The sequence below is a fragment of the Paenibacillus sp. RC334 genome (assembly GCF_030034735.1).
Taxonomy (GTDB): Bacteria; Bacillota; Bacilli; order Paenibacillales; family Paenibacillaceae; genus Paenibacillus; species Paenibacillus terrae_A.
This window is the reverse complement of sequence record NZ_CP125370.1, coordinates 2,469,296-2,490,509: the sequence shown is the minus strand read 5'-3', so window position 1 is coordinate 2,490,509 and position 21,214 is coordinate 2,469,296. Positions and strand designations below refer to the sequence as shown.

Genomic DNA, 21,214 nt, shown 5'->3' with positions numbered 1-21,214 from the left:
CAAGGCTGATTAGAATATTAGCCAACAATTATTTTCCAATACCTTTGTCGAAGTCTCTTGGAATTTATTTCCACAGGACTTCGACAAAGGTTTTTTTCGTTAGAGCAGAACTTCTTAATAGCAATACGGTGATTCCTTCACCGACAAATTCGTAAGCATTAACTTAAGACAAAAAAAGACCCAAAAGTTATAATAACTTTTGAGTCATCTAAATATACCTTGACCTTAAGCTTACAGAATGCCTTGCGGTCCTTGGTCACCTTGTGGTCCTTGAACACCTTGAGCTCCTTGGTCGCCTTGAGGTCCTTGAACACCCTGAGGTCCTTGAACACCCTGAGGTCCTTGAACACCCTGAGGTCCTTGATCGCCTTGTACGCCTTGAGGTCCTTGGTCACCTTGGTCGCCTTGAACACCCTGTGGTCCTTGGTCACCTTGTACGCCTTGAACACCCTGTGGTCCTTGGTCACCTTGTACGCCTTGAACTCCTTGAGGTCCTTGATCACCTTGTACGCCTTGAACACCCTGTGGTCCTTGGTCACCTTGGTCGCCTTGTACGCCCTGAGGTCCTTGGTCACCTTGGGCTCCCTGAACACCTTGAGGTCCTTGGTCACCTTGTACACCTTGAACTCCTTGAGGTCCTTGGTCACCTTGGTCACCTTGAACTCCCTGAGGTCCTTGGTCACCTTGGGCTCCCTGAACTCCCTGTGGTCCTTGGTCACCTTGAACACCTTGAGGTCCTTGGTCGCCTTGGACTCCCTGAACACCTTGAGGTCCTTGGTCGCCTTGGACTCCCTGAACACCTTGAGGTCCTTGGTCACCTTGGTCGCCTTGCGGTCCTTGGTCACCTTGCACTCCTTGAACACCCTGTGGTCCTTGGTCGCCTTGGGCTCCTTGAACACCCTGTGGTCCTTGGTCACCTTGCGGTCCTTGAACACCTTGAACTCCCTGTGGTCCTTGGTCACCTTGAACTCCTTGAACTCCTTGAGGGCCTTGGTCACCTTGTACGCCTTGAACACCCTGTGGTCCTTGGTCGCCTTGGGCTCCTTGAACGCCTTGTGGTCCTTGGTCACCTTGAGATCCTTGAACACCCTGTGGTCCTTGGTCACCTTGGTCGCCTTGAACGCCCTGAGGTCCTTGGCCACCTTGGGCTCCCTGAACACCTTGAGGTCCTTGGTCACCTTGGACTCCTTGAACTCCTTGAGGTCCTTGGTCACCTTGTACGCCTTGAACTCCTTGAGGTCCTTGGTCACCTTGCGGTCCTTGAACTCCTTGAGATCCTTGGTCACCTTGTACTCCTTGAACGCCCTGAGGTCCTTGGTCACCTTGGGCTCCCTGAACTCCCTGAGGTCCTTGGTCGCCTTGGGCTCCCTGAACTCCCTGAGGTCCTTGGTCGCCTTGGGCTCCCTGAACTCCTTGAGGTCCTTGATCACCTTGGACTCCTTGAACACCTTGAGGTCCTTGGTCACCTTGTACGCCTTGAACACCCTGTGGTCCTTGGTCACCTTGTACGCCTTGAACTCCTTGAGGTCCTTGATCACCTTGTACGCCTTGAACTCCTTGAGGTCCTTGGTCACCTTGCGGTCCTTGAACTCCTTGAGGTCCTTGGTCGCCTTGGGCTCCCTGAACTCCTTGAGGTCCTTGGTCACCTTGAACACCTTGAGGTCCTTGGTCACCTTGAGGTCCTTGGTCACCTTGAGGTCCTTGGTCGCCTTGGACTCCCTGAACTCCCTGTGGTCCTTGGTCACCTTGCGGTCCTTGAACTCCCTGTGGTCCTTGGTCACCTTGGACTCCTTGAACTCCTTGAGGGCCTTGGTCGCCTTGGGCTCCCTGAACACCTTGAGGTCCTTGGTCGCCTTGTACGCCTTGAACTCCTTGAGGTCCTTGTACGCCTTGAACTCCTTGAGGTCCTTGATCACCTTGGGATCCTTGAACGCCCTGAGGTCCTTGGTCACCTTGAACTCCTTGAGGTCCTTGAGGTCCTTGGTCGCCTTGAACTCCCTGTGGTCCTTGGTCACCTTGGGCTCCCTGAACTCCTTGAGGTCCTTGGTCACCTTGTACGCCTTGAACACCCTGAGGTCCTTGGTCACCTTGTACGCCTTGAACACCCTGAGGTCCTTGGTCACCTTGTACGCCTTGAACACCCTGAGGTCCTTGGTCGCCTTGGTCTCCTTGAACACCCTGAGGTCCTTGATCACCTTGTACGCCTTGAACTCCCTGTGGTCCTTGATCGCCTTGGTCTCCTTGAACTCCCTGAGGTCCTTGATCACCTTGAGGTCCTTGGTCACCTTGCGCTCCCTGAACGCCTTGAGGTCCTTGGTCACCTTGGGCTCCCTGAACTCCTTGAGGGCCTTGGTCACCTTGCGCTCCTTGAACTCCTTGAGGTCCTTGGTCACCTTGGTCGCCTTGGACTCCTTGAGGTCCTTGGTCGCCTTGGACTCCCTGAACTCCCTGTGGTCCTTGGTCACCTTGCGGTCCTTGAACTCCCTGTGGTCCTTGGTCACCTTGGACTCCTTGAACTCCTTGAGGGCCTTGGTCGCCTTGGGCTCCCTGAACACCTTGAGGTCCTTGGTCGCCTTGTACGCCTTGAACTCCTTGAGGTCCTTGTACGCCTTGAACTCCTTGAGGTCCTTGATCACCTTGGGATCCTTGAACGCCCTGAGGTCCTTGGTCACCTTGAACTCCTTGAGGTCCTTGAGGTCCTTGGTCGCCTTGAACTCCCTGTGGTCCTTGGTCACCTTGGGCTCCCTGAACTCCTTGAGGTCCTTGGTCACCTTGTACGCCTTGAACACCCTGAGGTCCTTGGTCACCTTGTACGCCTTGAACACCCTGAGGTCCTTGGTCACCTTGTACGCCTTGAACACCCTGAGGTCCTTGGTCGCCTTGGTCTCCTTGAACACCCTGAGGTCCTTGATCACCTTGTACGCCTTGAACTCCCTGTGGTCCTTGATCGCCTTGGTCTCCTTGAACTCCCTGAGGTCCTTGGTCACCTTGTACGCCTTGAACACCCTGAGGTCCTTGGTCACCTTGTACGCCTTGAACACCCTGAGGTCCTTGGTCGCCTTGGTCTCCTTGAACACCCTGAGGTCCTTGATCACCTTGTACGCCTTGAACTCCCTGTGGTCCTTGATCGCCTTGGTCTCCTTGAACTCCCTGAGGTCCTTGATCACCTTGAGGTCCTTGGTCACCTTGCGCTCCCTGAACGCCTTGAGGTCCTTGGTCACCTTGGGCTCCCTGAACTCCTTGAGGGCCTTGGTCACCTTGCGCTCCTTGAACTCCTTGAGGTCCTTGGTCACCTTGGTCGCCTTGGACTCCTTGAGGTCCTTGGTCTCCTTGTACGCCTTGAACTCCTTGGTCTCCTTGGGCTCCCTGAACTCCTTGAGGTCCTTGAACACCCTGAGGTCCTTGGTCACCTTGGTCGCCTTGGGCTCCCTGAACTCCTTGAGGTCCTTGGATTCCTCGATCGGTTCCTAAAAGTTCGTCAGATACTAACCGATGGGCAGGTACTAATTGCCCCAATGCATCTTTACCCCAAACAGAAATTTGAGTTTCATTCTCTGCTGGTCCGCTAGTGGTAAAAACGAATTCAAATGCGTCTACATTTGCAAAGAAATTCCTCGTTATAACCGCATTTGGTCCCACTACCACTAATTGTTGTACATATAATGTTCTGCTACCGTTTAAAATAAAACCCTCGATCAAAACGATAGAAGAATTTACAGAATCTCGGTTATCTATTTTTACTGTGACCAGTTGGGTGGGTCTGACTCCTAGAACAGGATCGTTTGCAATAGGTCCAGTAGATAATACTACCATTGGATACTCCCTCCTTTCTAGTAAAATCAAGCTTTTTTGTGAACAATGAGATCTTTCTCAAGATCCTGTTCCCTCTATTTTATGTCTCAACCATTTGTTACGATTGTGGTTCTATCTCTGTACATATGTTGTGTTTCAAGAATCTAGTTGCTCATCCGCAACAATGCGCTGAGCATCAATGATTTCACCACTCCCGTTTCTTCCCCAAACTGAAATATCAGTACTTTCTTCTGCAGGACCGCTTGTGGTAAAAACAAATTCATATGCGTCGAAGTTCGCTACATAATTTTTCGTAGTAACTGCATTGGGAGCTAACACTACTTCTTCTAGCACATACAATGTTCGTAAACTGTTTAAAAAGTATCCCTGAATTAAAATAGTTGAAGAATTGACTAAATCCTGGTTAATTATTTTTACGGTAACCTGTTGGATCGGCCTGGCCCCACTAACAGGACTATTCTCAATAGGTCCAGTTGATAATACTGCCATTAAGTTGATGTCCCCCCTTTACCATTTATTAACTACAAATCCATATAAACATATAAAAAATACTATATATATTGAACTTGAAAAATTTATAGTAGTTGGATTCGATCCTAAACATGGGATTATTTAGATTTAAATCCACTATATTATTTTACAGTTCAATCTATATAGAACAGAATAGGGATTACTGTAGCTACATCTATCATATTAATAATTTGTTACACATGACTGTTTGTTTGCCTATTAAAATTAAAATAGATATTTACTCATTCAATCCATTCAATCAAGCCTTATTAAATTCTGAGGATATTAAAGGTAGTGACCGAGCTTTAGGTAACTTATTAAAGCTGATTCATCAATACCAATACCATTCCCAACCATAAAAAGGAAAAAAGGCACCCCAGAAAAAAAGGCGCCTTTATCCTTGTAGATCAATTTCAAATAAACTCCATTCTCTTGCAATCACGTTTACACAGAAACAGTGAAGTTATAATAGTTTTTTTACAAATGCCACTTGCACCAACAGTTCATGCTACAACACTCTAGCAGATTTATTTTTTAATTTCTCAAATTGTTCCAACCTTTGCTTCTCATCCCATAAATAATGAAATCCCCATCTATTTGCTGTATCCCCTTCTCGCAGTCCTTGTTTTAAAGCCGAGAAACGTGAATTTAGATAGTCAAATCCCAAGTATTTATAGTGTAATAATAAAATATCATTATTGGATGGCTTTATGACGTCCCCTGTAGGTGAAGCAGTATGCCTGCCAGGACTGAAATTTATTTCTTGAATCGCATTTGGATTAAATATTTGAGGCTTATCGTACGTTTGACTTCTTACACCATTCCTTACCGTTTCATGTAATGGCTGATGGCTACTCGGAAAAAAATCAGAAACCATCTCATAACCATCAGGGACAATCAATGTTATCCCTTTAGAGGTGCATTCTTGCAGATATGTTCTAAGGTTAGGGTGATAGAAATGTTCATCTGCGTCACACACAATAACCCAGTCTGCCTTGCCTCTGCTACCTTTCCAAAATTGATTGAATTTATCTTGTGCTGATTTCACGAGAGAATTACCTTCTATTTCGAATCTATCTATAACAACTTTGGGATTTTCCTTTAACATGGATACAGAATTATCAGTTGAGGCATTATCGAAAATATAGTATTGATCCGCTATATTATCATAGTGCTTAAAAAAAAACGGGAGCATTTTTTCTTCATTCCAGCATAAAGCATATACATGTATTATCACGTGTTCTTCCCCTTTCACATTCAAAGCTTATGGATCGACTTGCTTGATAATATATGCAATTTATATTTGTAGGGTTCAAGTCGTGGAAGACGAGCTTTTCGTTAAGCGAGTATGTGAGAGATGATAATTAGCATTAAAATTAAATGCCGTCCCCAATTGGGGTAGCGTGCAATCCCGATAATGCTGCTCAATGTATTACAAAATATCAATAATTGTTTTCACATAGGCTGCCTCGGATGTTTCTCCCCACGTAACCAGACCATGCTTTTCCATCAATACCAATTCTGCTTGCGGATGATCGAGTACACCTTGGGCAATCATCACCTCCCACCGCATACCGACGAATGGTGGTCTTTTATCGACTGGCATGAGCAGTTGGATAAGCAACCCCTTCTCAAGCCATACTTATTTACACGTTAAAACGGGGTATTCGATTGGCTGAACAGATTGATCCTGACAAGCTTCCGTTCCTGAACCAGCGGTTGGAGGACGTTACGACCGCAACACTGGCCCAGCTATGGGATGAAATGCAAGGCTTCTTCGTCAGCGGTCCCAACCGCCAAATTTCGTGGGCCGGACAAACCCGGGACGGAGCCGTAAAACATCTCAAGTCCTACTGGGGAGGTATGCTACGGGATGGAGCGGACACGTTCTGGGAATTGTACGATCCCCATAATAAAGCCTTTTCTCCCTACGGCAGTTATTTAATCAACAGCTACTGTCACGCGTGGAGCTGCACCCCAACCTATTTGATTCGTAAGTATACGCTTTAAAATGCAATAAGACCGTGCCAGAATCGGGTTGTGAGAACCTTTTTCGGCACGGCCTTACTATTTGATTAACTACTCGTCTGTTCGCATCACTTGGGCAAGCAGCTCATACGACCGCAGGCGCGCTTGATGATCATATATATGAGAAGTTGTAATCAGCTCATTGGCTCTCGTCTGATTCATTATAAAATCAAGCTTTTGCTTGACCGTATCAGGGCTACCGATTGCAGAATACCCCAACATATTGCCGCGAACCGCCTCCCTCTCCTGCTCACTCCAGAGCTTCTCCATGTCATCAACTGGTGGCTTTAGTTTCCCGCTCTGCCCGCGTATCACATTGAGAAATTGTTGTTCTTGTGAAGTGAAAAGCCACTGTGCTTCCTCATCAGAATCTGCAACAACCACATTGACGCCGACCATCACATACGGCTTATCCAGTGCCTTCGATGGACGGAAATTGCGATGATACAGCTCCAGAGCGTGTAGCAAATGAGCCGGGGCAAAGTGACTGGCAAACGCGAACGGCAACCCGAGCTGACCTGCCAGCTGTGCGCTGAATCCGCTTGATCCCAGCAGCCAGATCGGTATATCCAGCCCTTCTCCCGGAACCGCCCGTACACCCGGAACTCCCCCTTTTAGCGCTGAATTGAAATAGGAACGCAGCTCATTTAATTGCTCCGGGAAATCTTCACCAGTGCTGTGCAGCCCTCGCCGTAGCGCCCTCATGGCAGGCTGATCTGTGCCTGGAGCCCTACCCAGTCCCAGATCAATCCGTCCCGGATACAGTGACTCTAACGTTCCGAACTGCTCTGCAATCATGAGCGGAGCATGATTGGCCAGCATGATGCCGCCTGAGCCTACCCGAATCTTGTTGGTATGCGCAGCTACGTGCCCGATAACCAGTGAAGTAGCCGCGCTGGCCACCGCCTGCATGTTATGATGCTCCGCCAGCCAGTACCGATGATACCCCCATTGCTCGGCATGCTGGGCAAGAGCAACGGTATCGCGGAAGGAATCGGCAGGAGTGCCGCCTTCAATGACGGGTGCAAGGTCTAGTATAGATAGTGCAACGTTCCGAATAGTCATTTTTCAATGAACCTCCCTGTATTTGTATCGCTGGTGAAATGCTATATCACTGATGAAGTAAACGCCTGTCCCATTTCCTTCACCATCACATATAATCAGTAAAATAGCTGCACTGTCAGAGTATCGTTTTACGATTCCCCTCACCGCTTTAATTATTTGATATATCAATTGATATGTCAAATATAATAATGTGTCCCGTTATGAATTGCAAATGAATTAAATTTTTAATTTTTTTGAGAAATAGTTTACTTTTACGAAAAGCTCCTCTATCATTTACTTATATGGATAATCATTATCCACATTAGACTGATTACAGATTTTGAATGTATAGAGGTGATGCTAATGCATATGAAAACAGGCGTCGAACAATCTGTCTACGCCCTCCTGCTACTCGCGATGCTGCCAGACAAAGCGGTTTTGCCAGGAGAGGCCATCAGCCAACAATTAGGTGCTTCGCCCACTTATTTTCATAAGCTGTTGCGAAAATTGGTCAGCTCTGATTTGATTACTTCTGTTCCCGGGGTCAAAGGCGGGTTTAAATTAAAGAAAAAACCTGAGGATATTCGGGTATTTGATATTTATCTTGCGATCGAAGGACAACAGACACTCTATTCTTCCAGCGGTATTTACAACGATATGCTTGAATTAAAGGAAGAAGATCAGTGTTGCCTGCTGACAAATTTGATGGAAGAGGCGGAAACGTCCTGGAAGGCAGTTCTGAAAAGGGAAACCATCTCATCATTATCCGCTGACTTTTATAAAGCGGGTTATGCTGCCAAAATTACTTCTTTGGAGAACTGGATTCAGGAAAAAAGGGTTTTGTAAAGAATTTGAAATCGCAGAAAGGATCATGAACATGAACGATTATTTAGTAAAAGCTCTTGCCTACAATAACCAGGTCCGGGCTTACGCCGTCAGAACGACGGGGACGGTAAGTGAAGCACAACGGCGTCATCATACCTGGCCCACGGCATCGGCTGCATTGGGACGCTCCATGACGGTCGGCGTCATGTTCGGGGCCATGCTTAAAGATGAGGATAAACTCACGATCAGGATTAATGGTGGCGGCCCCATTGGCACTATTCTTGTCGATACCAATGCCAAAGGGGAAGTTAGAGGTTATGTAAAAAATCCGCAAACCCATTTCGACCTTAATCATATAGGGAAATTAGACGTCGCCAGAGCAGTTGGAACAGATGGAGCGCTGATTGTATCCAAGGATATCGGATTAAAGCAGCCTTTTGTCGGACAAGTCCCTCTTATATCAGGTGAGCTGGGTGAGGACTTCACCTCATATCTGGTCCAATCCGAACAAATTCCTTCTTCTGTTGGAGCCGGGGTGATTGTCAATCCTGACAACTCCATTCAGGCGGCTGGCGGATTTATTATTCAGCTAATGCCGGGTACGCAGGAAGAGGTAATCAGTTTTATTGAGAGACGCCTTGAGGCCATTCCGAGTATTTCCTCTATGGTCATGCAAGGACTGACGCCGGAGCAGATACTTGGACAGATTTTGGGAGAAGACAATATTAAAGTATTGGAAACCATGCCTGTGCAATTCCATTGCCCCTGCTCTGAGGAACGAGTTTCTAATGCCATTATCAGCTTAGGTAGTGAGGAAATCGCAGATATGATCCATACCGATGGACAGGCCGAAGCACATTGCCATTTTTGCAACGAGCATTACCATCTGACCAAAAAAGATCTTGAAGGCATGCTAGAAACGGCTACTTCATAATTGCAACAAGTCTATCCTGCAACATCGGTGCCTTGCTTCGCAGTGCTGCTAACCAAGGAAGAGACTAATCCTTGCTAAGCAAAATCTCCTAAATAAGAGCTGTCCCCAAGGTAGTTTTAGCTACTAAGGGACAGCTCTTTTCCTTTTATTCGAACCTTGTTGTCAATCTCAAACTTCATTCACCCGCCCCTGACACTCGCGGTACTGACTGGGCGTATAGCCTGAGTACTCCTTAAATTTCCGATAAAAAAAGCTCAGGCTTTCGTATCCCACCTCATACGCTATTTCGCTGATGCTGTGGTTCGTATGGCGAAGTAGCGTCTCCGCGTGCAGCATCCGTTGGGTTTGGACAAGCTCCCGAAAGGTTTTGCCTGTCTGCTCTTTAAGCAAATTCCCCAGATAATTAGCGTTAAAACTAAACGCCGCCCCCAATTGGGGTAGCGTGCAATCCCGATAATGCTGCTCAATGTATTGCAAAATATCAATAATGCTCGCTTTACCCGGCTTATGATCCAGCTCAAAATTCATATCCAGCTGATACACCCGCATCAGCTCGGTAAGCAGCAAAGGCACATAATGACTTAGCATCTGCTGGGAATGAAATAAAATATAACGGTTGTGTCGTCTGTCCCGGGATACCGCGTTAGCCAGAAAATCAGCCACAATACCCGTATTACTGAACCGTCCAAAAAAAAGTGGTTGAGAACGCTTCCATTTTCATAATCAAATTAACCAAAATATCATTTTCCCCAAGCGCGTAAATGCTGTGCGGAACATTCGTATCCAAAATACATATCTGCCCCTGCTCCAGCCTAATTTCCCTGCCGTCAATAACCTGTCTGCATTGCCCGGAATACATATAATTCATTTCAATAAAATCATGATTGTGTAAGGGCATGTCCGCAAAACGATGGTGCTTACTCATATAAATGGAACCGCTATCAAAAAAATATTTGCCCTGCATTCGAAGAATCTCATGTCCTATTTCGCTTTCGGTAATATGAAACCCTAGGGGTTCTAAATCGTTCACATTTTTCCCGGTGCGAATCTGTATTTCCTCTACAGCATCCAGGCTTCTGAGAAATTCATCCAATTGCTGTTGGTTCATCGTTTTCCCTCCTGCTCTCTCCCAGATGTCATGCGATGAGATTGACAATAAAACAAAAAAAGCCCCTCTGCGTCAATGCGTTGTATGTAAAAAAATGCTCCTAAAAAGGAGCTTGTGCGGACTGTACGTACTCAGGATCAGGGTATCCAAATGGATCTGACAGGTAAACAAGCAGGACGTGGCGCTTATGTCGGCGCTTACGCAGACTGCTTGCATAAAGCTCGAAAAACAAAGGTGCTGGACAACGCCTTACAAGTTCACATCACCGATGAAACCTATTCTTCACTGGAGCAGCATCCAGTGTGGCAGGATGGATCATATCCACTATGCTGCAACGAGGGTGACGCACGCGTATAAGGATGGTAAAATCTTTATCCACACTATACCGGACACCTGACGCGCGTGCAATGTCTACTTTTCCAGCCGGGCATTCAAAAGCTGATCGTATCCGAACTGCTGGCGCGTAAGCTCCTCCTTGCGCTGTTTTTCCACAGCTTTTCCCCCCAATTCCCACGCTTCCTCCGGCTTCACTACAAATACACCATCGTCATCACCCAAAATGAGATCACCTGGATGTACGCTGACCCCAAATAGGCTAATCGAGGTATTCACCTCTCCCTCCAGTTCTAGTGTACGTGTAGTCAAGGCGCTAATTCCTTTGGAAAAGACGGGAAATTGCAGCTGGTTCAAGATACCGACATCTGTGACACAACCGGAAACAATCACACCAGCAAGTTGTTTTTTCATCGCTACATAGGCTCTGAATTCTCCCCAACAGGCTCTGGCATCGTCACCGGACATATCGACGACAAGGACATCACCCGCTTGTGCCAATTCCAGTGCATGACGCACAGCGGTGGAGTCCAGATGGGGAAGCCTGACCGTAACTGCATTCCCCAACAAACGAATGGGACGGAACAACGGCTGTGCTCCCTGCATACATCCAAAATCCGTGAAATGCCCAAGGGTAGAAGCACTAACATGCTGATAAAGCTCCAGCAGGTCCGTCGTTACCCCCTGAACCCGAGGTTGAATCCGAAACATACAAACCAGCTCCTTTCGTGATCTAACCAAAACTCACACTATACATCTAGGAATCAAAGCAGGCGGAATGGCGCTTAGGCAAAATTTTCAGCTCACTATAGCCCAAACATCGTAGCTCATACTTAGCTCGTACAATGTATCTTCGGACAGGTAGGGCAATAGCTGCCCTTTTCCTTCATCTGATAAAAATAGCAGCAGGTTTTGCGAACACGTACAGCTTTCACAGCCGCAGTGGGCGCAGCGGTTACCGATGCCGTTACAGGTGCAATCTTGACTTCCAGCATCTTGTTATATACCGACATGGCATACAGAGCCGGGGACACGATCAAAAAACCGTACCGCTTCGCCAAAACAGAGGCCGTTACCCTGCGTGCAGAAAAATCATGCAGCCCTGCCAGCCGATCCAGATACATGGCGCATTGAGTTGCATCCAGCAAATCGACCGCAGGTAGATCATACCGTCCGTTTGGAGCTTGTTCACCACGGCTGCTTATTCGCAATTTTTCCGTCAGATACGACCATTCGTCAGGCTCAAACGAAGATCCTTTGGCGTACAGCACCCATTTTCCTCCCCTTTCCATGAGGAATAAACATCGGTGTTCCGTACAAGGGATCAGGAATGACTTGGCAGCGCAGTTGGAATACCTTTTCCACCGTCTCTGCGGTCATGATTTCTTCCGGCTTTCCCTGCGCATAAATACGTTTATCGTATACCGCAACCATATGGTGCGCATAGCGACAAGCCAGATTCAGATCATGCAGCACCATGACAATGGTCCGCCCTTCTCGTTCATTCAAATCAAACAGCAGGTCCAAAATCTCAATTTGATGCGTCATGTCCAAATAGGTCGTCGGCTCATCCAGCAGGATCATATCCGTCCCCTGCGCCAAAGTCATGGAAATCCACGCACGCTGGCGCTGCCCGCCAGATAAGGAATCTACCGGACGATCCGCAAAAGCCTCCAATTGCGTCGCTTGCAGCGCGTTTTGTACCTGTGCTTCATCCTCTGCCGACCACTGCTTCAGCCAGCTCTGATATGGATATCTGCCCTGCTTGACCAACTGATACACTGTCAGTCCTTCCGGCGCTGACGGTCCCTGCGGCAAAATGGATAGCCTTTTGGCAATTTGCTTGGAGGGTAACTGGGCAATGGCCTGTCCATCCAGCAGCACAGCTCCCGCCGCAGGCTTCAATAGCCGCGCCATGGCACGCAAAATCGTCGATTTTCCACACCCATTGCTGCCTACTAGTACCGTTATCTTTCCCTCCGGAATTTGCAGGTCCAGCTCTTGAATAACCGGATCTGTCCCGTAGTTAATCATCAGGTCCTTTACCTCTAAACCCATGCAGCTTCCCTCCCCTTTTATAAACTGCGAACTTAAGATCTTCTATATTCCATTAAAAAAAGAAAAACACCCATAAGTGTTCAAAAAAATTCCAGCTCGGCTTTAATGCCGATTTCGGCGCTGGAGCAGCAAATACAGGAAAAACGGTGCGCCCACCCCTGCTGTAAAAATGCCTGCGGGAATATCAATCGGATAAAAAGCCGTACGGGCCAGCAAGTCGGCGAGATACACCAGCAATCCCCCTACCAGTGCTGACACCAGCGTCAGGCTACCCATAGAGCGGCCTACCAATCTGCGCGCAATATGCGGCGCGATTAAACCCACAAAACCAATCGCTCCCGCAACTGCTACTGCAGTTCCAGCAAGAATCACACTGAGCAGCAGCAACATCACACGATGCCGCTGCACCTCCACTCCCAAGCCGGTAGCCACATCATCCCCCAACTCCTGTGTGTTGAGGCTGCGTGAAAAATAGAGAACCAAAGGTGTGCAGATCACAACAGCGATCAGCATGGTATATACGTTATTCCACGATGCTCCATACACGCTGCCCGTCAGCCAAATATAAGCCTTGCCGGCTGTAAAGGACGAGCTCATGACCAGCATCAGCGTCGTAATCGAGCTCATAGCAGAAGCCAAACCTATCCCCACCAGCACCAGTCGGATTGGTGTCACACCATCCTTCCAGGCCAATATATACACAAGCAGCGATACGACCAGCGCTCCAGCGACAGCCGCCACAGGTAGCCATTGAATGCTCAAAACAGCTCCCCCATAAGCAATGAACGTAACTGCCGCTACGGATGCTCCGCCTGTAATCCCGAGAATGTCCGGGGATGCCAGCGGATTACGGATAATGCCCTGAAGCACCGCTCCCGCAATGCCCAGAGCCGCACCAACCAGCACTCCCGTAAGCGCTCGCGGAAACCGCAGCCTGTACAGAATAAAATCATAATCGCCTGAGCCACGCCCCCATATCGCTCGAAGCACTTCCCAAGGGTGCACATACGTATCTCCCCAGCCTACACTAATCACGCCAATGATCAGTAGCGCCAAAGCCAGTCCACACATCATCCATAGTGCTTTCTTTTCCAGTTGGATATGAAACCTGCCGCTCCTGCTGCGCAGCGTCACATAATGCTTCGCATTCATGCCGTCTCTGCCAGTCCCATGCTTCAAATTCACGCGCTTCATTTCCACGCCACCCCTTTACGGGCAATGTAGACGAAAAAGGGAACCCCTATCAAAGCTGTAATGACGCCAATCGGAATTTCCTGCGGCGAAATCAGTACTCTGGCTGCGGTATCCGCCGACACCAATAGCAAAGCACCCAGTACCGCCGAAAAAGGGGTAATCCAGCGGTAATCCGCACCAACCAAAGCACGCGCCACATGCGGAATGATCAGACCGACAAAGCCAATCGCCCCCGCAATAGCAACAGAGCATCCAGCCAGCACCACAATAATCAGGCCCATCGCGCATTTTACCCATAAGATATTTTGCCCCAAGCCCTTCGCTACATCTTCCCCGGTCACGAGCAGATTCACCGCTCTCCCCATAAACATCGCCGAGATCCCAGCCGCTAGCATAAAAGGAAATAAAGGCTGTAGCATCTCCAGCGAACGTCCGCTGACAGAGCCTGCCATCCAGAACAACACATTTTGCATTCCCGTTTCATTCATCACCAAAATAATTTGGATCATCGACATAAACAAAGCGTGAATGGCAGAGCCGGACAATACAATCTTGACTGGCGTCAAACCATCCCTGCCTAATGATCCGATGACGTACACCAGAATAGCCGCCAGTCCTGCGCCGATCAAGGCAAAACTCATCAGAGACATCATGGACTCGACCGAAAACGCGACCGCTGCGATAGAGACGAAGAACAAAGCACCCGCATTGATACCGAACGTACTGGGTGAAGCCAACGGGTTGCGGGTAAGTGCCTGCATGAAGGCTCCTGCCATCGCCAAGCTCGCGCCTACAACAGCAGCAATGACCGTGCGCGGCAAACGTTCGGTATGTATCAGCACATGCTCTACATTTTGAGCATCATAATGAAATAAGGAAGAAATCATAAAATTTGGATTAATTAGCGTTCTACCCATCAGTAGGCCAAGAAATAAAGCTCCTGTCAACAAAATCAGGCATACACCAAGTCCAGTCCATTTTCTTAAATTTGTCGTTAGCATCGTTGCATAGCCTCACTCTTCCAACAGCCTGGTACAACATAAAAGAAGGATGAGAGATATAACCCCTCACCCCTCTGCTATATTTCCGTTGTTCTTATTGTCATGTAGGTTTATGATTTCAGATCATACATTTTATAAAGATCATCCAGCATCCGATTCGCGCTCAGATAACCTCCAGCCAAATTCCAGTTCACTTCGTCGACCTTAAAAATGCTATTTTTCTTGTATGCATCAAGGTTTTTCCATAGAGGATGACGGGTCCAGGCTTCAACATTTTTTTCAATCGCAGCCGGATCCTTACCGGAGTTAAATACGAACAATGTCTCTGCATTCATATCGGGTATGCTTTCCTTGCTGTTGACTTTAACTCCCCACTGATCCCCTTCTTGTGCAGGAGGGCGGGTAAAGCCTAACTCCTTCAGAATTTTCCCGGCATAGCCCATATAATAAATACGTGCATGGTCCGCGCGGAAATTAACAATGGAGGCCTTGATCGGCAGACGGTCACCCATTTTCGTCCTGAAATTCGCTACACGCTGATCCCAATCCGCCAGTAATTGTGTTCCTTTATCCTCCTGATTCAACACTTGTCCGATCAGTTTTACGGTTTCCTTCCACTCATATACTTCATTGACGGCCACGGTAGGGGCAATTTCCGATAATTGCTGGTACGTCGCCTCGTTACGGAATCGGGTTGCAATGATGACATCCGGTTTCAGGTTATAAATCTCCTCCAGGCTCGGCTGTGTTTCCAACCCGACCGTGGGAATCCCTGCGAGATCCTTTTTTAAATAGTCATACACGGGCTCCGTTCCATGGGACTCCACAATCCCCACAGGCTTTATACCATAGGCGATCATAACATCGTTGGCTCCGTTATACAGCGTTACGACCCGCTTGGGTGTCCCCTTAATCTCGGTTTTACCCAACACATGCTCAATGGTACGCACCGAATCGGTTGAAGCCGCTCCCTGCGTGTCCGTCGTTCCTTTATCCGTTCCAGTCGCTCCACCGGAATCCGCACTCTTACCCGCGCCTCCAGTGCCACAGCCTGATAAAAGCAGCAATACAACTATGAGTGCAATCCATATACTCCCCTTGCCTGATGCTTGCATTTCTCTATTCCCCCTATTTAGATCGCCAATAATGATATTGATTCTCATTATTAATTATAGGGAGGGGGGGCCATGATGAACATGGACGTTAGCGTCCTTTATTTGGACGAATCAGACAATAACAACGTGACCGTTTTGTCCAATAACAGGTCGTGGGACAACGAAGTATAGCATGTATACAGGTGTCGGCTATCACACATATGGTGTACGGCTCCGCTTTGCACCGCCTTTAGCTTCTGCCATTCAGGAGAGCGCCACAGTGCCAGACATTCCTGCTGAATCGTTTGTTCTTCACAGGCATTTCCATAATGGCGGAAACACGTCAGTATGATGCGATCCGCATCATATTCAGCCAGATCGTCCACCGTCACCTCACGGTAATGGGCAATATCCTCCACTCCCGCAGGCATAGCCAGCTTTAAATCCCCGTATAGCACCGTTCCCACATTCCGCTGTCCATACACACACATTTTCTGGTTCCCCACTCCGACGATTAGCACCGTCTCCCCGCCGATCTTTTGCCTGAGCTTTCGAGAAATGGTCGCAGCCTTCGTTTCATACCGTTCCAGCCATTCCACCGCTTCCGCATCCTTGCCGACAATACGGGCAATCGACTGAAAATGAGTGCGCCAGTTTTGAAAAAAGGGCACGGTGACGGTGGGCGCAATCTGCTCGTACATTTTTTCCTTTTTCGACTTCTCAAAATCTCTAAACTCACAGGTTAAAATCAGATCAGGCCGGGCTGACATCAGCTTCTCCAGGTCGGGCTGAACCTCACCCACCGAAATGGTATTGCGGAAGCCCTCGGTGACAGGATAAGCCTTGTTGATGACCGCCGCATACGGCTCAATGCCCAATGCCACCAAATGTCCGGTTAACAGATGCTTGAGCGAAGCGATTTTATCCGAATAACGGATTGTATTCACGTAGGCTGAGGGGGAGCGTCCTGTGGCAGCTTTAAATTTGCGGCTAAAATAGAATTCATCGCTAAAACCGGCACCGTGAGCAATAGAACGAAAGGAATCACGGGTAAGCACCAGCGCCTGCTTCGCATGATTGATACGAATGTCCGTCAAATATTCCATCGGGCTTTTGCCAATCAATTTTTTGAACATACGTGAATAATAATCAGCGCTCATCCCTGCCAGCTCCGCCAGCTTGTCCCGCGTAATATCAGAGGCATAGTGCTGCTCCATATAATGATGGGTCAGCGTCACCGCCTGCTGCACATCGGGCTTCTGATCACGGCTCGTATGCTGAAACAAGGACATCAGCATTTCCTGAAATACAATGTTGGCCTTCATTTGGTCCCACACGCTATTACAATGATGCTTCCTCTTGATCTCCTCGACCATATCCATCACAAAACGAAAGTGGGAAATGATCCATTCATGCGGTCCAATCGCTGGTGCGGGTATGTAACGGTCCGGCTCCCCGGACGGCTGTAATGCAAGAAAACGGATGATGTAATAATCCGCTGGAGCGCCGGACAACATATGGAGCTTCATGGCTGCGCCGGGAGCGAGCATAAAGCCCTTTTGACGGTAAAGAGGATACGTCATTCCATCAATGACTATATCCCCTTCGCCTTCATTGAATAATAACAAGGTATGAAAAGACGTTTCTTGCCGGGAGGAAGAGCGACCAGAGCACACATGCTGAATATCTTGCAGTTTATAAAGAAATGAAGTAAAGGATTGATCCTGCGTATTCATGGCTCCCAGCCTTTCTATATATCGATAATTATTCTCGATTCTATGAGAACTCTTTTCATTATATATAGACTGGGTCGGATTTTGCAAAATGGAATTGCGCTCAAGCTTATAAATGATGAAACGGGTTCTGTATACGGCTTTGACCAGATGGCATGCTGCCGGGTACGCCAGACTGCTCCAGCAAAGGCTTAACCAGTAGCTTGAGTGGCCAGTCCGGCTTTTCAAATAAAATATGCTCGATTTCCTGACGAACGGCAGCCTTGAAAGGCACGCGATGAATCGCTTCTTCCAATTGATGCCTTAATACAGACCATAAAGTGAACTCGTCTATACCATAAACATCGGAAAGAGTATCTATAATGGCGTACAGATTGACTTGAATGCCAAGGGTTTGCAGGTAGAACAGTAATTTCTTCGGTGTTTCATTATATAGGCTGTTGGAATAGCCTGGCCGGATTTGGTATTCAGGATCGGCTATTCCCTGCTCTGTCAGCCAGGGCAGATGCAGACGTACCGAGTCATGGTCACGTAGCAAAATGTGCTCGATCTTTCCATTTTTCCAAACCAGCACACAGTTTTGTCCATGGATTTCAGGCATAAGCCCGATCCGATACAAGCGCAGCATGATTTCAAAAAATGCCGAGCACACTTCACCGAACAGTTGTTTTACCGATTTTGCCGTGTCTGGAAGTCCGCGCTCAGCCGCCCATTCCTGGAAAAAATGGTGCTGACTTGCGGCCAACGCAGACATGGGAATCAGGCGAACAGCAGGATCATGGATCAATTCGTGCGGATAAATCCGCGCCATCGCTGCCAAGTGCCGGGGTGGATCATCATACAGGCTGCCATTTTCCGGCATATAGGCCCACCAGGAGCCTTCATCGCATAAAAATAAGCGTTCCTGAAGCTGTGGGTCACGCGTCTTGGCTTGCTGCAACATGGCTTGTCCGCGATCTCCGTTAATCAGCTTTACCGCAGGGAGATAGCGGGATGCCCCCAATGAAAACACGCCCAGCGGCAGCTTGACATAATTCTGCCCGCCATCCTTGGGAGACAGGGAGCGCACAGACGAGGTTGCCTGAAAAGCTCCGGCCTTCACTTCCAGTGGAATCCATACTTTGTCCACCTGCTCGGTATGTAAATGCTGGGGTAGCATATACGTGAGCTGCCACGGATGAACGGGGATTGCAATATAATCCGCAGCTAATCCGCGTTCCTGCATCTCCTGCTCTACTAGCTGACGCTCGGAGCTGGACAGAAGAAGGTCGTCCGGCTGCTGCCCATCGTATGGACGCTGTGTGTCCGATTTGACTGCATCTGCTACTGTTTCTGTGTCCGTAAAATGAGGCCCTTGTGCGATTCCCACTCCGGTCATCACCGCATCCTTTCGGAGCGCCACCCAGTTCAGCGTGATGTCTTGCCCAAATTCAGCGATATATTTGCGATAGTCCTCCTCGTTCAAGCCCGTTTTGGCCTTGGATGCGGGGTGAAACGGACGATCACGCAGCGAAGAATACTGTTCCAATCGTTGAAAAGCCTCTGAGGGCGATTTCTCCAGTATATTTTCATCCGTCAGTCCGCTATCCAGCGACCATGTAGTCTGTTCAATGGATTGCTCTAGTAGCTGGATAAACCGTCCCACTCCCTCCTGTTGACGGTATTCTTCATCCAGGCATCCCTCAATCACACGCTGCATCAGCGTTACGGGGTGAAGCAATTCTGCACTAAACCCGCCACCCTCTGACCACCGCCGAATTTCATACACACCACTCGACTGTAGATAGCGATAGGGTTGAACCACTGCAGCTTGTACGGGAAAAATGAGACTGTGCTGCTGTTCCCGATCCACCCACCAGCGGTAAAGGCTTATATAACGACCGTTTGGAGAGGTTTCCCCTTTTGGATCCGCAATAGCTTCAGGATCGGCAAAAGAAAATAGCTCGCCTAATTCAGGATGGACGGTAGTATAGTAGCTTTGCCATTGCGAAATAGACAGCAGTTCAATATCGGCATGCTCCCAAAATCCTTCCGTCAGCAATGTATTGATGAGATCCTGCATGACATGGTTTTCAGCCTGCTTTTTCTTCTGCAAAAGCGTTGTTTCTTCGGATGAAAGCACCGGGGTCGTGCTTGTTGTGTATTTCATATGGATTCATTCCTCCTTAATGTTAGTGCTGCTTTGACTGATTTCGACCCTGATCATCGGCTTTATTTTAGAAATCCAGGGGCTGGGGACGATGGGAAGCACCATCCGTCTGCGTAGTGGCGCTATAGGTAACTCTCATTTCAGTTTATATAGTAAAAATGTGGATGTGGATGGCTGAGAAAATCATGATGGGAAATCGTCCAGCCATAGGCTCCCGCAATATGAAACAGCAGAACATCCCCAATTCGCAAATGCTCCACATACACTTCATGGGCCAGCACATCCTTGGGGGTACAAAGCTCACCCGCGATGGTCACTGCTGTTTGTCGCCGCTCTGTGCGCGGAAAAGGATAACGCCAATCGTCAACAGCAACCACCTCAAACGGCTGATTATGCTGCCATGACACTGGCAATCGAAAGTGATGGGTTCCCCCACGAATAATGGCGTAATGCTGGTCATGATTCGTTTTGAGGTCGATCACTTCTGCCGCATAATACCCGCAGTGCGCCACCATATAGCGCCCGGACTCAAAAATGAGCTGGATGTCGGGAATGCGGTATTCCTCCCACACTTGATGCAATTCTTCCATGAAATCATCCCATTCGAACCTGCGCTCCAGATCGGTATACGAAATGCCGAAGCCGCCGCCCGCGTTCAGATAGCGGATGGATAGATCATGCTCCTGAATCCAGCCCTGCACACACTGCAAATACGTAGCGACCATGCGGGCATGCAGCCGGGCATCCAGATTATTGGACAGAGAGTGCATATGGAAGCCCTCCAATTGTACATACGGCAGGCTTTGGGCCAGTCGGATCGCTTCCGGCACCTGAATTTCGTCGATACCAAACTGAGTGGGCCGACCAGACATCGTGATGCTCGCCTCCGGCAAGGTACGCCGCAAATTAATACGCAGCAAAATAGATACACGCTGTTGTCTGCGTTCGGCAATCCAGCCGATACGCTGCAACTCATGCAAACTCTCGGCGTGAATCAGCATCACTTTCCGCTCTAGCGCTTCCTCAATTTCGGAGTCCTTTTTCCCCGGACCTCCAAAAATAATCGGCACGTCGGCTGACACTTCGCGAATGGTCCGAATCTCTCCAATAGATGCAGCTTCAAAGCCCTTTACGGTGGGAAGCAGGCTGGCGATCAATTGAGGATCGGGATTAGCTTTGACCGCGTAAAACAAACTGCAATCGTCGGGCAAGCTGCTCACACAACGTTGTGCCCGTTCTCTCAGTGCGCCCAAGTCATATATATATGCGCATATCGGCTGCTGCTCTCGCTCCCGTGTTTGCTGGATAAGCTTTTCCACATACGGAGCGATCTGTCCTCCAGATAATGCTGTAACAAGCTGCCTCATGTTCTTCCTCCTTTATGTTGAGA

At 48.5% G+C, this 21,214-nt stretch carries 18 protein-coding genes and 2 pseudogenes; 4 read left to right on the top strand and 16 right to left on the bottom strand.

Annotation, left to right across the window (positions count from 1 at the left end; all coding sequences use genetic code 11):
- Window positions 1–158: 158 nt before the first annotated feature.
- The 4 genes and pseudogenes from QMK20_RS11715 to QMK20_RS27630 form a co-directional block, all read right to left on the bottom strand.
- Complete coding sequence (locus tag QMK20_RS11715) at window positions 159–3,410, bottom strand: BspA family leucine-rich repeat surface protein (protein WP_283655842.1); 3,252 nt, start codon at window positions 3,408–3,410, stop codon at window positions 159–161.
- 538 nt (window positions 3,411–3,948) lie between these two features.
- Window positions 3,949–4,302 carry a hypothetical protein gene (locus QMK20_RS11710; protein WP_283655841.1) on the bottom strand — a complete coding sequence of 118 codons (354 nt, stop codon included), beginning with the start codon at window positions 4,300–4,302 and terminating at the stop codon, window positions 3,949–3,951.
- A gap of 529 nt (window positions 4,303–4,831) precedes the next feature.
- A complete protein-coding gene (locus QMK20_RS11705; RefSeq protein WP_283655840.1) occupies window positions 4,832–5,560 on the bottom strand; it encodes a glycosyltransferase family 2 protein in 729 nt (242 codons plus the stop codon).
- Window positions 5,561–5,770: 210 nt separating this feature from the next.
- Window positions 5,771–5,884 (bottom strand): annotated as a pseudogene (locus tag QMK20_RS27630) (class II aldolase/adducin family protein); the annotation flags it as partial.
- A 110-nt stretch (window positions 5,885–5,994) separates the two neighbouring features.
- Between QMK20_RS27630 and QMK20_RS11695 the strand changes: the two are divergent.
- Complete coding sequence (locus QMK20_RS11695; RefSeq protein ID WP_283655838.1) at window positions 5,995–6,333, top strand: hypothetical protein; 339 nt, start codon at window positions 5,995–5,997, stop codon at window positions 6,331–6,333.
- 69 nt (window positions 6,334–6,402) lie between these two features.
- Here the strand turns inward: QMK20_RS11695 and QMK20_RS11690 are convergent, their stop codons facing one another.
- Window positions 6,403–7,416 (bottom strand): LLM class flavin-dependent oxidoreductase, encoded by a 1,014-nt coding sequence (locus tag QMK20_RS11690; protein ID WP_283655837.1) that lies wholly within the window; start codon window positions 7,414–7,416, stop codon window positions 6,403–6,405.
- Window positions 7,417–7,758: 342 nt separating this feature from the next.
- Between QMK20_RS11690 and QMK20_RS11685 the strand changes: the two genes are divergently transcribed.
- Together QMK20_RS11685 and hslO are read left to right on the top strand one after the other, a co-directional pair.
- Entirely contained in the window at window positions 7,759–8,241 is a 483-nt protein-coding gene (locus tag QMK20_RS11685; RefSeq protein ID WP_283655836.1) for an Rrf2 family transcriptional regulator, read from the top strand.
- A gap of 31 nt (window positions 8,242–8,272) precedes the next feature.
- Entirely contained in the window at window positions 8,273–9,154 is an 882-nt protein-coding gene (gene hslO, locus QMK20_RS11680) for an Hsp33 family molecular chaperone HslO (protein WP_283655835.1), read from the top strand.
- Between the two features lie 168 nt (window positions 9,155–9,322).
- On the opposite strand, the gene QMK20_RS11675 is transcribed toward hslO, so the two are convergent.
- Window positions 9,323–9,817 carry a helix-turn-helix transcriptional regulator gene (locus QMK20_RS11675; RefSeq protein WP_283655834.1) on the bottom strand — a complete coding sequence of 165 codons (495 nt, stop codon included), beginning with the start codon at window positions 9,815–9,817 and terminating at the stop codon, window positions 9,323–9,325.
- A 10-nt stretch (window positions 9,818–9,827) separates the two neighbouring features.
- Window positions 9,828–10,262, bottom strand: coding sequence for an AraC family ligand binding domain-containing protein (locus tag QMK20_RS11670; RefSeq protein WP_283655833.1), 435 nt, complete (start codon window positions 10,260–10,262; stop codon window positions 9,828–9,830).
- A 105-nt stretch (window positions 10,263–10,367) separates the two neighbouring features.
- Between QMK20_RS11670 and QMK20_RS11665 the strand changes: the two are divergent.
- Window positions 10,368–10,619: pseudogene (locus tag QMK20_RS11665) on the top strand (YlxR family protein); the annotation flags it as partial.
- Window positions 10,620–10,673: 54 nt separating this feature from the next.
- On the opposite strand, the gene QMK20_RS11660 reads toward QMK20_RS11665, so the two are convergent.
- The 9 genes from QMK20_RS11660 to QMK20_RS11620 form a co-directional block, all read right to left on the bottom strand.
- Window positions 10,674–11,306 (bottom strand): RraA family protein, encoded by a 633-nt coding sequence (locus QMK20_RS11660; RefSeq protein ID WP_283655831.1) that lies wholly within the window; start codon window positions 11,304–11,306, stop codon window positions 10,674–10,676.
- A 122-nt stretch (window positions 11,307–11,428) separates the two neighbouring features.
- Window positions 11,429–11,866, bottom strand: coding sequence for a (2Fe-2S)-binding protein (locus QMK20_RS11655; RefSeq protein ID WP_283655830.1), 438 nt, complete (start codon window positions 11,864–11,866; stop codon window positions 11,429–11,431).
- Window positions 11,838–12,653, bottom strand: coding sequence for an ABC transporter ATP-binding protein (locus QMK20_RS11650; RefSeq protein ID WP_283655829.1), 816 nt, complete (start codon window positions 12,651–12,653; stop codon window positions 11,838–11,840). Before QMK20_RS11650 ends, QMK20_RS11655 begins: the two co-directional genes overlap by 29 nt.
- Before the next feature lie 102 nt (window positions 12,654–12,755).
- The gene (locus QMK20_RS11645) at window positions 12,756–13,847 is read right to left on the bottom strand and encodes a FecCD family ABC transporter permease (protein ID WP_283655828.1); all 1,092 of its coding nucleotides are present in this window, start codon (window positions 13,845–13,847) and stop codon (window positions 12,756–12,758) included.
- Window positions 13,844–14,848, bottom strand: coding sequence for a FecCD family ABC transporter permease (locus tag QMK20_RS11640; protein WP_283655827.1), 1,005 nt, complete (start codon window positions 14,846–14,848; stop codon window positions 13,844–13,846). Before QMK20_RS11640 ends, QMK20_RS11645 begins: the two co-directional genes overlap by 4 nt.
- Before the next feature lie 110 nt (window positions 14,849–14,958).
- Window positions 14,959–15,963, bottom strand: a complete 1,005-nt coding sequence (locus QMK20_RS11635) for an ABC transporter substrate-binding protein (protein ID WP_283655826.1) — start codon at window positions 15,961–15,963, stop codon at window positions 14,959–14,961.
- Between the two features lie 98 nt (window positions 15,964–16,061).
- Window positions 16,062–17,678 (bottom strand): AraC family transcriptional regulator, encoded by a 1,617-nt coding sequence (locus QMK20_RS11630; RefSeq protein ID WP_283655825.1) that lies wholly within the window; start codon window positions 17,676–17,678, stop codon window positions 16,062–16,064.
- A gap of 106 nt (window positions 17,679–17,784) precedes the next feature.
- Complete coding sequence (locus tag QMK20_RS11625; protein ID WP_283655824.1) at window positions 17,785–19,824, bottom strand: IucA/IucC family protein; 2,040 nt, start codon at window positions 19,822–19,824, stop codon at window positions 17,785–17,787.
- A gap of 140 nt (window positions 19,825–19,964) precedes the next feature.
- Window positions 19,965–21,191: a type III PLP-dependent enzyme gene (locus QMK20_RS11620; protein ID WP_283655823.1), complete on the bottom strand. Its 1,227-nt coding sequence runs from the start codon at window positions 21,189–21,191 to the stop codon at window positions 19,965–19,967.
- Window positions 21,192–21,214 lie beyond the last annotated feature (23 nt).

Excerpts from the sequence above, each read along its gene's own strand:
- QMK20_RS11710 (WP_283655841.1), bottom strand. The coding sequence starts at position 4,302 with ATGGCAGTATTATCAACTGGACCTATTGAGAATAGTCCTGTTAGTGGG.
- QMK20_RS11690 (WP_283655837.1), bottom strand. The coding sequence starts at position 7,416 with ATGACTATTCGGAACGTTGCACTATCTATACTAGACCTTGCACCCGTC.
- QMK20_RS11685 (WP_283655836.1), top strand. The coding sequence starts at position 7,759 with ATGCATATGAAAACAGGCGTCGAACAATCTGTCTACGCCCTCCTGCTA.
- hslO (WP_283655835.1), top strand. The coding sequence starts at position 8,273 with ATGAACGATTATTTAGTAAAAGCTCTTGCCTACAATAACCAGGTCCGG.
- QMK20_RS11670 (WP_283655833.1), bottom strand. The coding sequence starts at position 10,262 with ATGAACCAACAGCAATTGGATGAATTTCTCAGAAGCCTGGATGCTGTA.
- QMK20_RS11660 (WP_283655831.1), bottom strand. The coding sequence starts at position 11,306 with ATGTTTCGGATTCAACCTCGGGTTCAGGGGGTAACGACGGACCTGCTG.
- QMK20_RS11650 (WP_283655829.1), bottom strand. The coding sequence starts at position 12,653 with ATGGGTTTAGAGGTAAAGGACCTGATGATTAACTACGGGACAGATCCG.
- QMK20_RS11645 (WP_283655828.1), bottom strand. The coding sequence starts at position 13,847 with ATGAAGCGCGTGAATTTGAAGCATGGGACTGGCAGAGACGGCATGAAT.
- QMK20_RS11640 (WP_283655827.1), bottom strand. The coding sequence starts at position 14,848 with ATGCTAACGACAAATTTAAGAAAATGGACTGGACTTGGTGTATGCCTG.
- QMK20_RS11635 (WP_283655826.1), bottom strand. The coding sequence starts at position 15,963 with ATGCAAGCATCAGGCAAGGGGAGTATATGGATTGCACTCATAGTTGTA.
- QMK20_RS11630 (WP_283655825.1), bottom strand. The coding sequence starts at position 17,678 with ATGAATACGCAGGATCAATCCTTTACTTCATTTCTTTATAAACTGCAA.
- QMK20_RS11625 (WP_283655824.1), bottom strand. The coding sequence starts at position 19,824 with ATGAAATACACAACAAGCACGACCCCGGTGCTTTCATCCGAAGAAACA.
- QMK20_RS11620 (WP_283655823.1), bottom strand. The coding sequence starts at position 21,191 with ATGAGGCAGCTTGTTACAGCATTATCTGGAGGACAGATCGCTCCGTAT.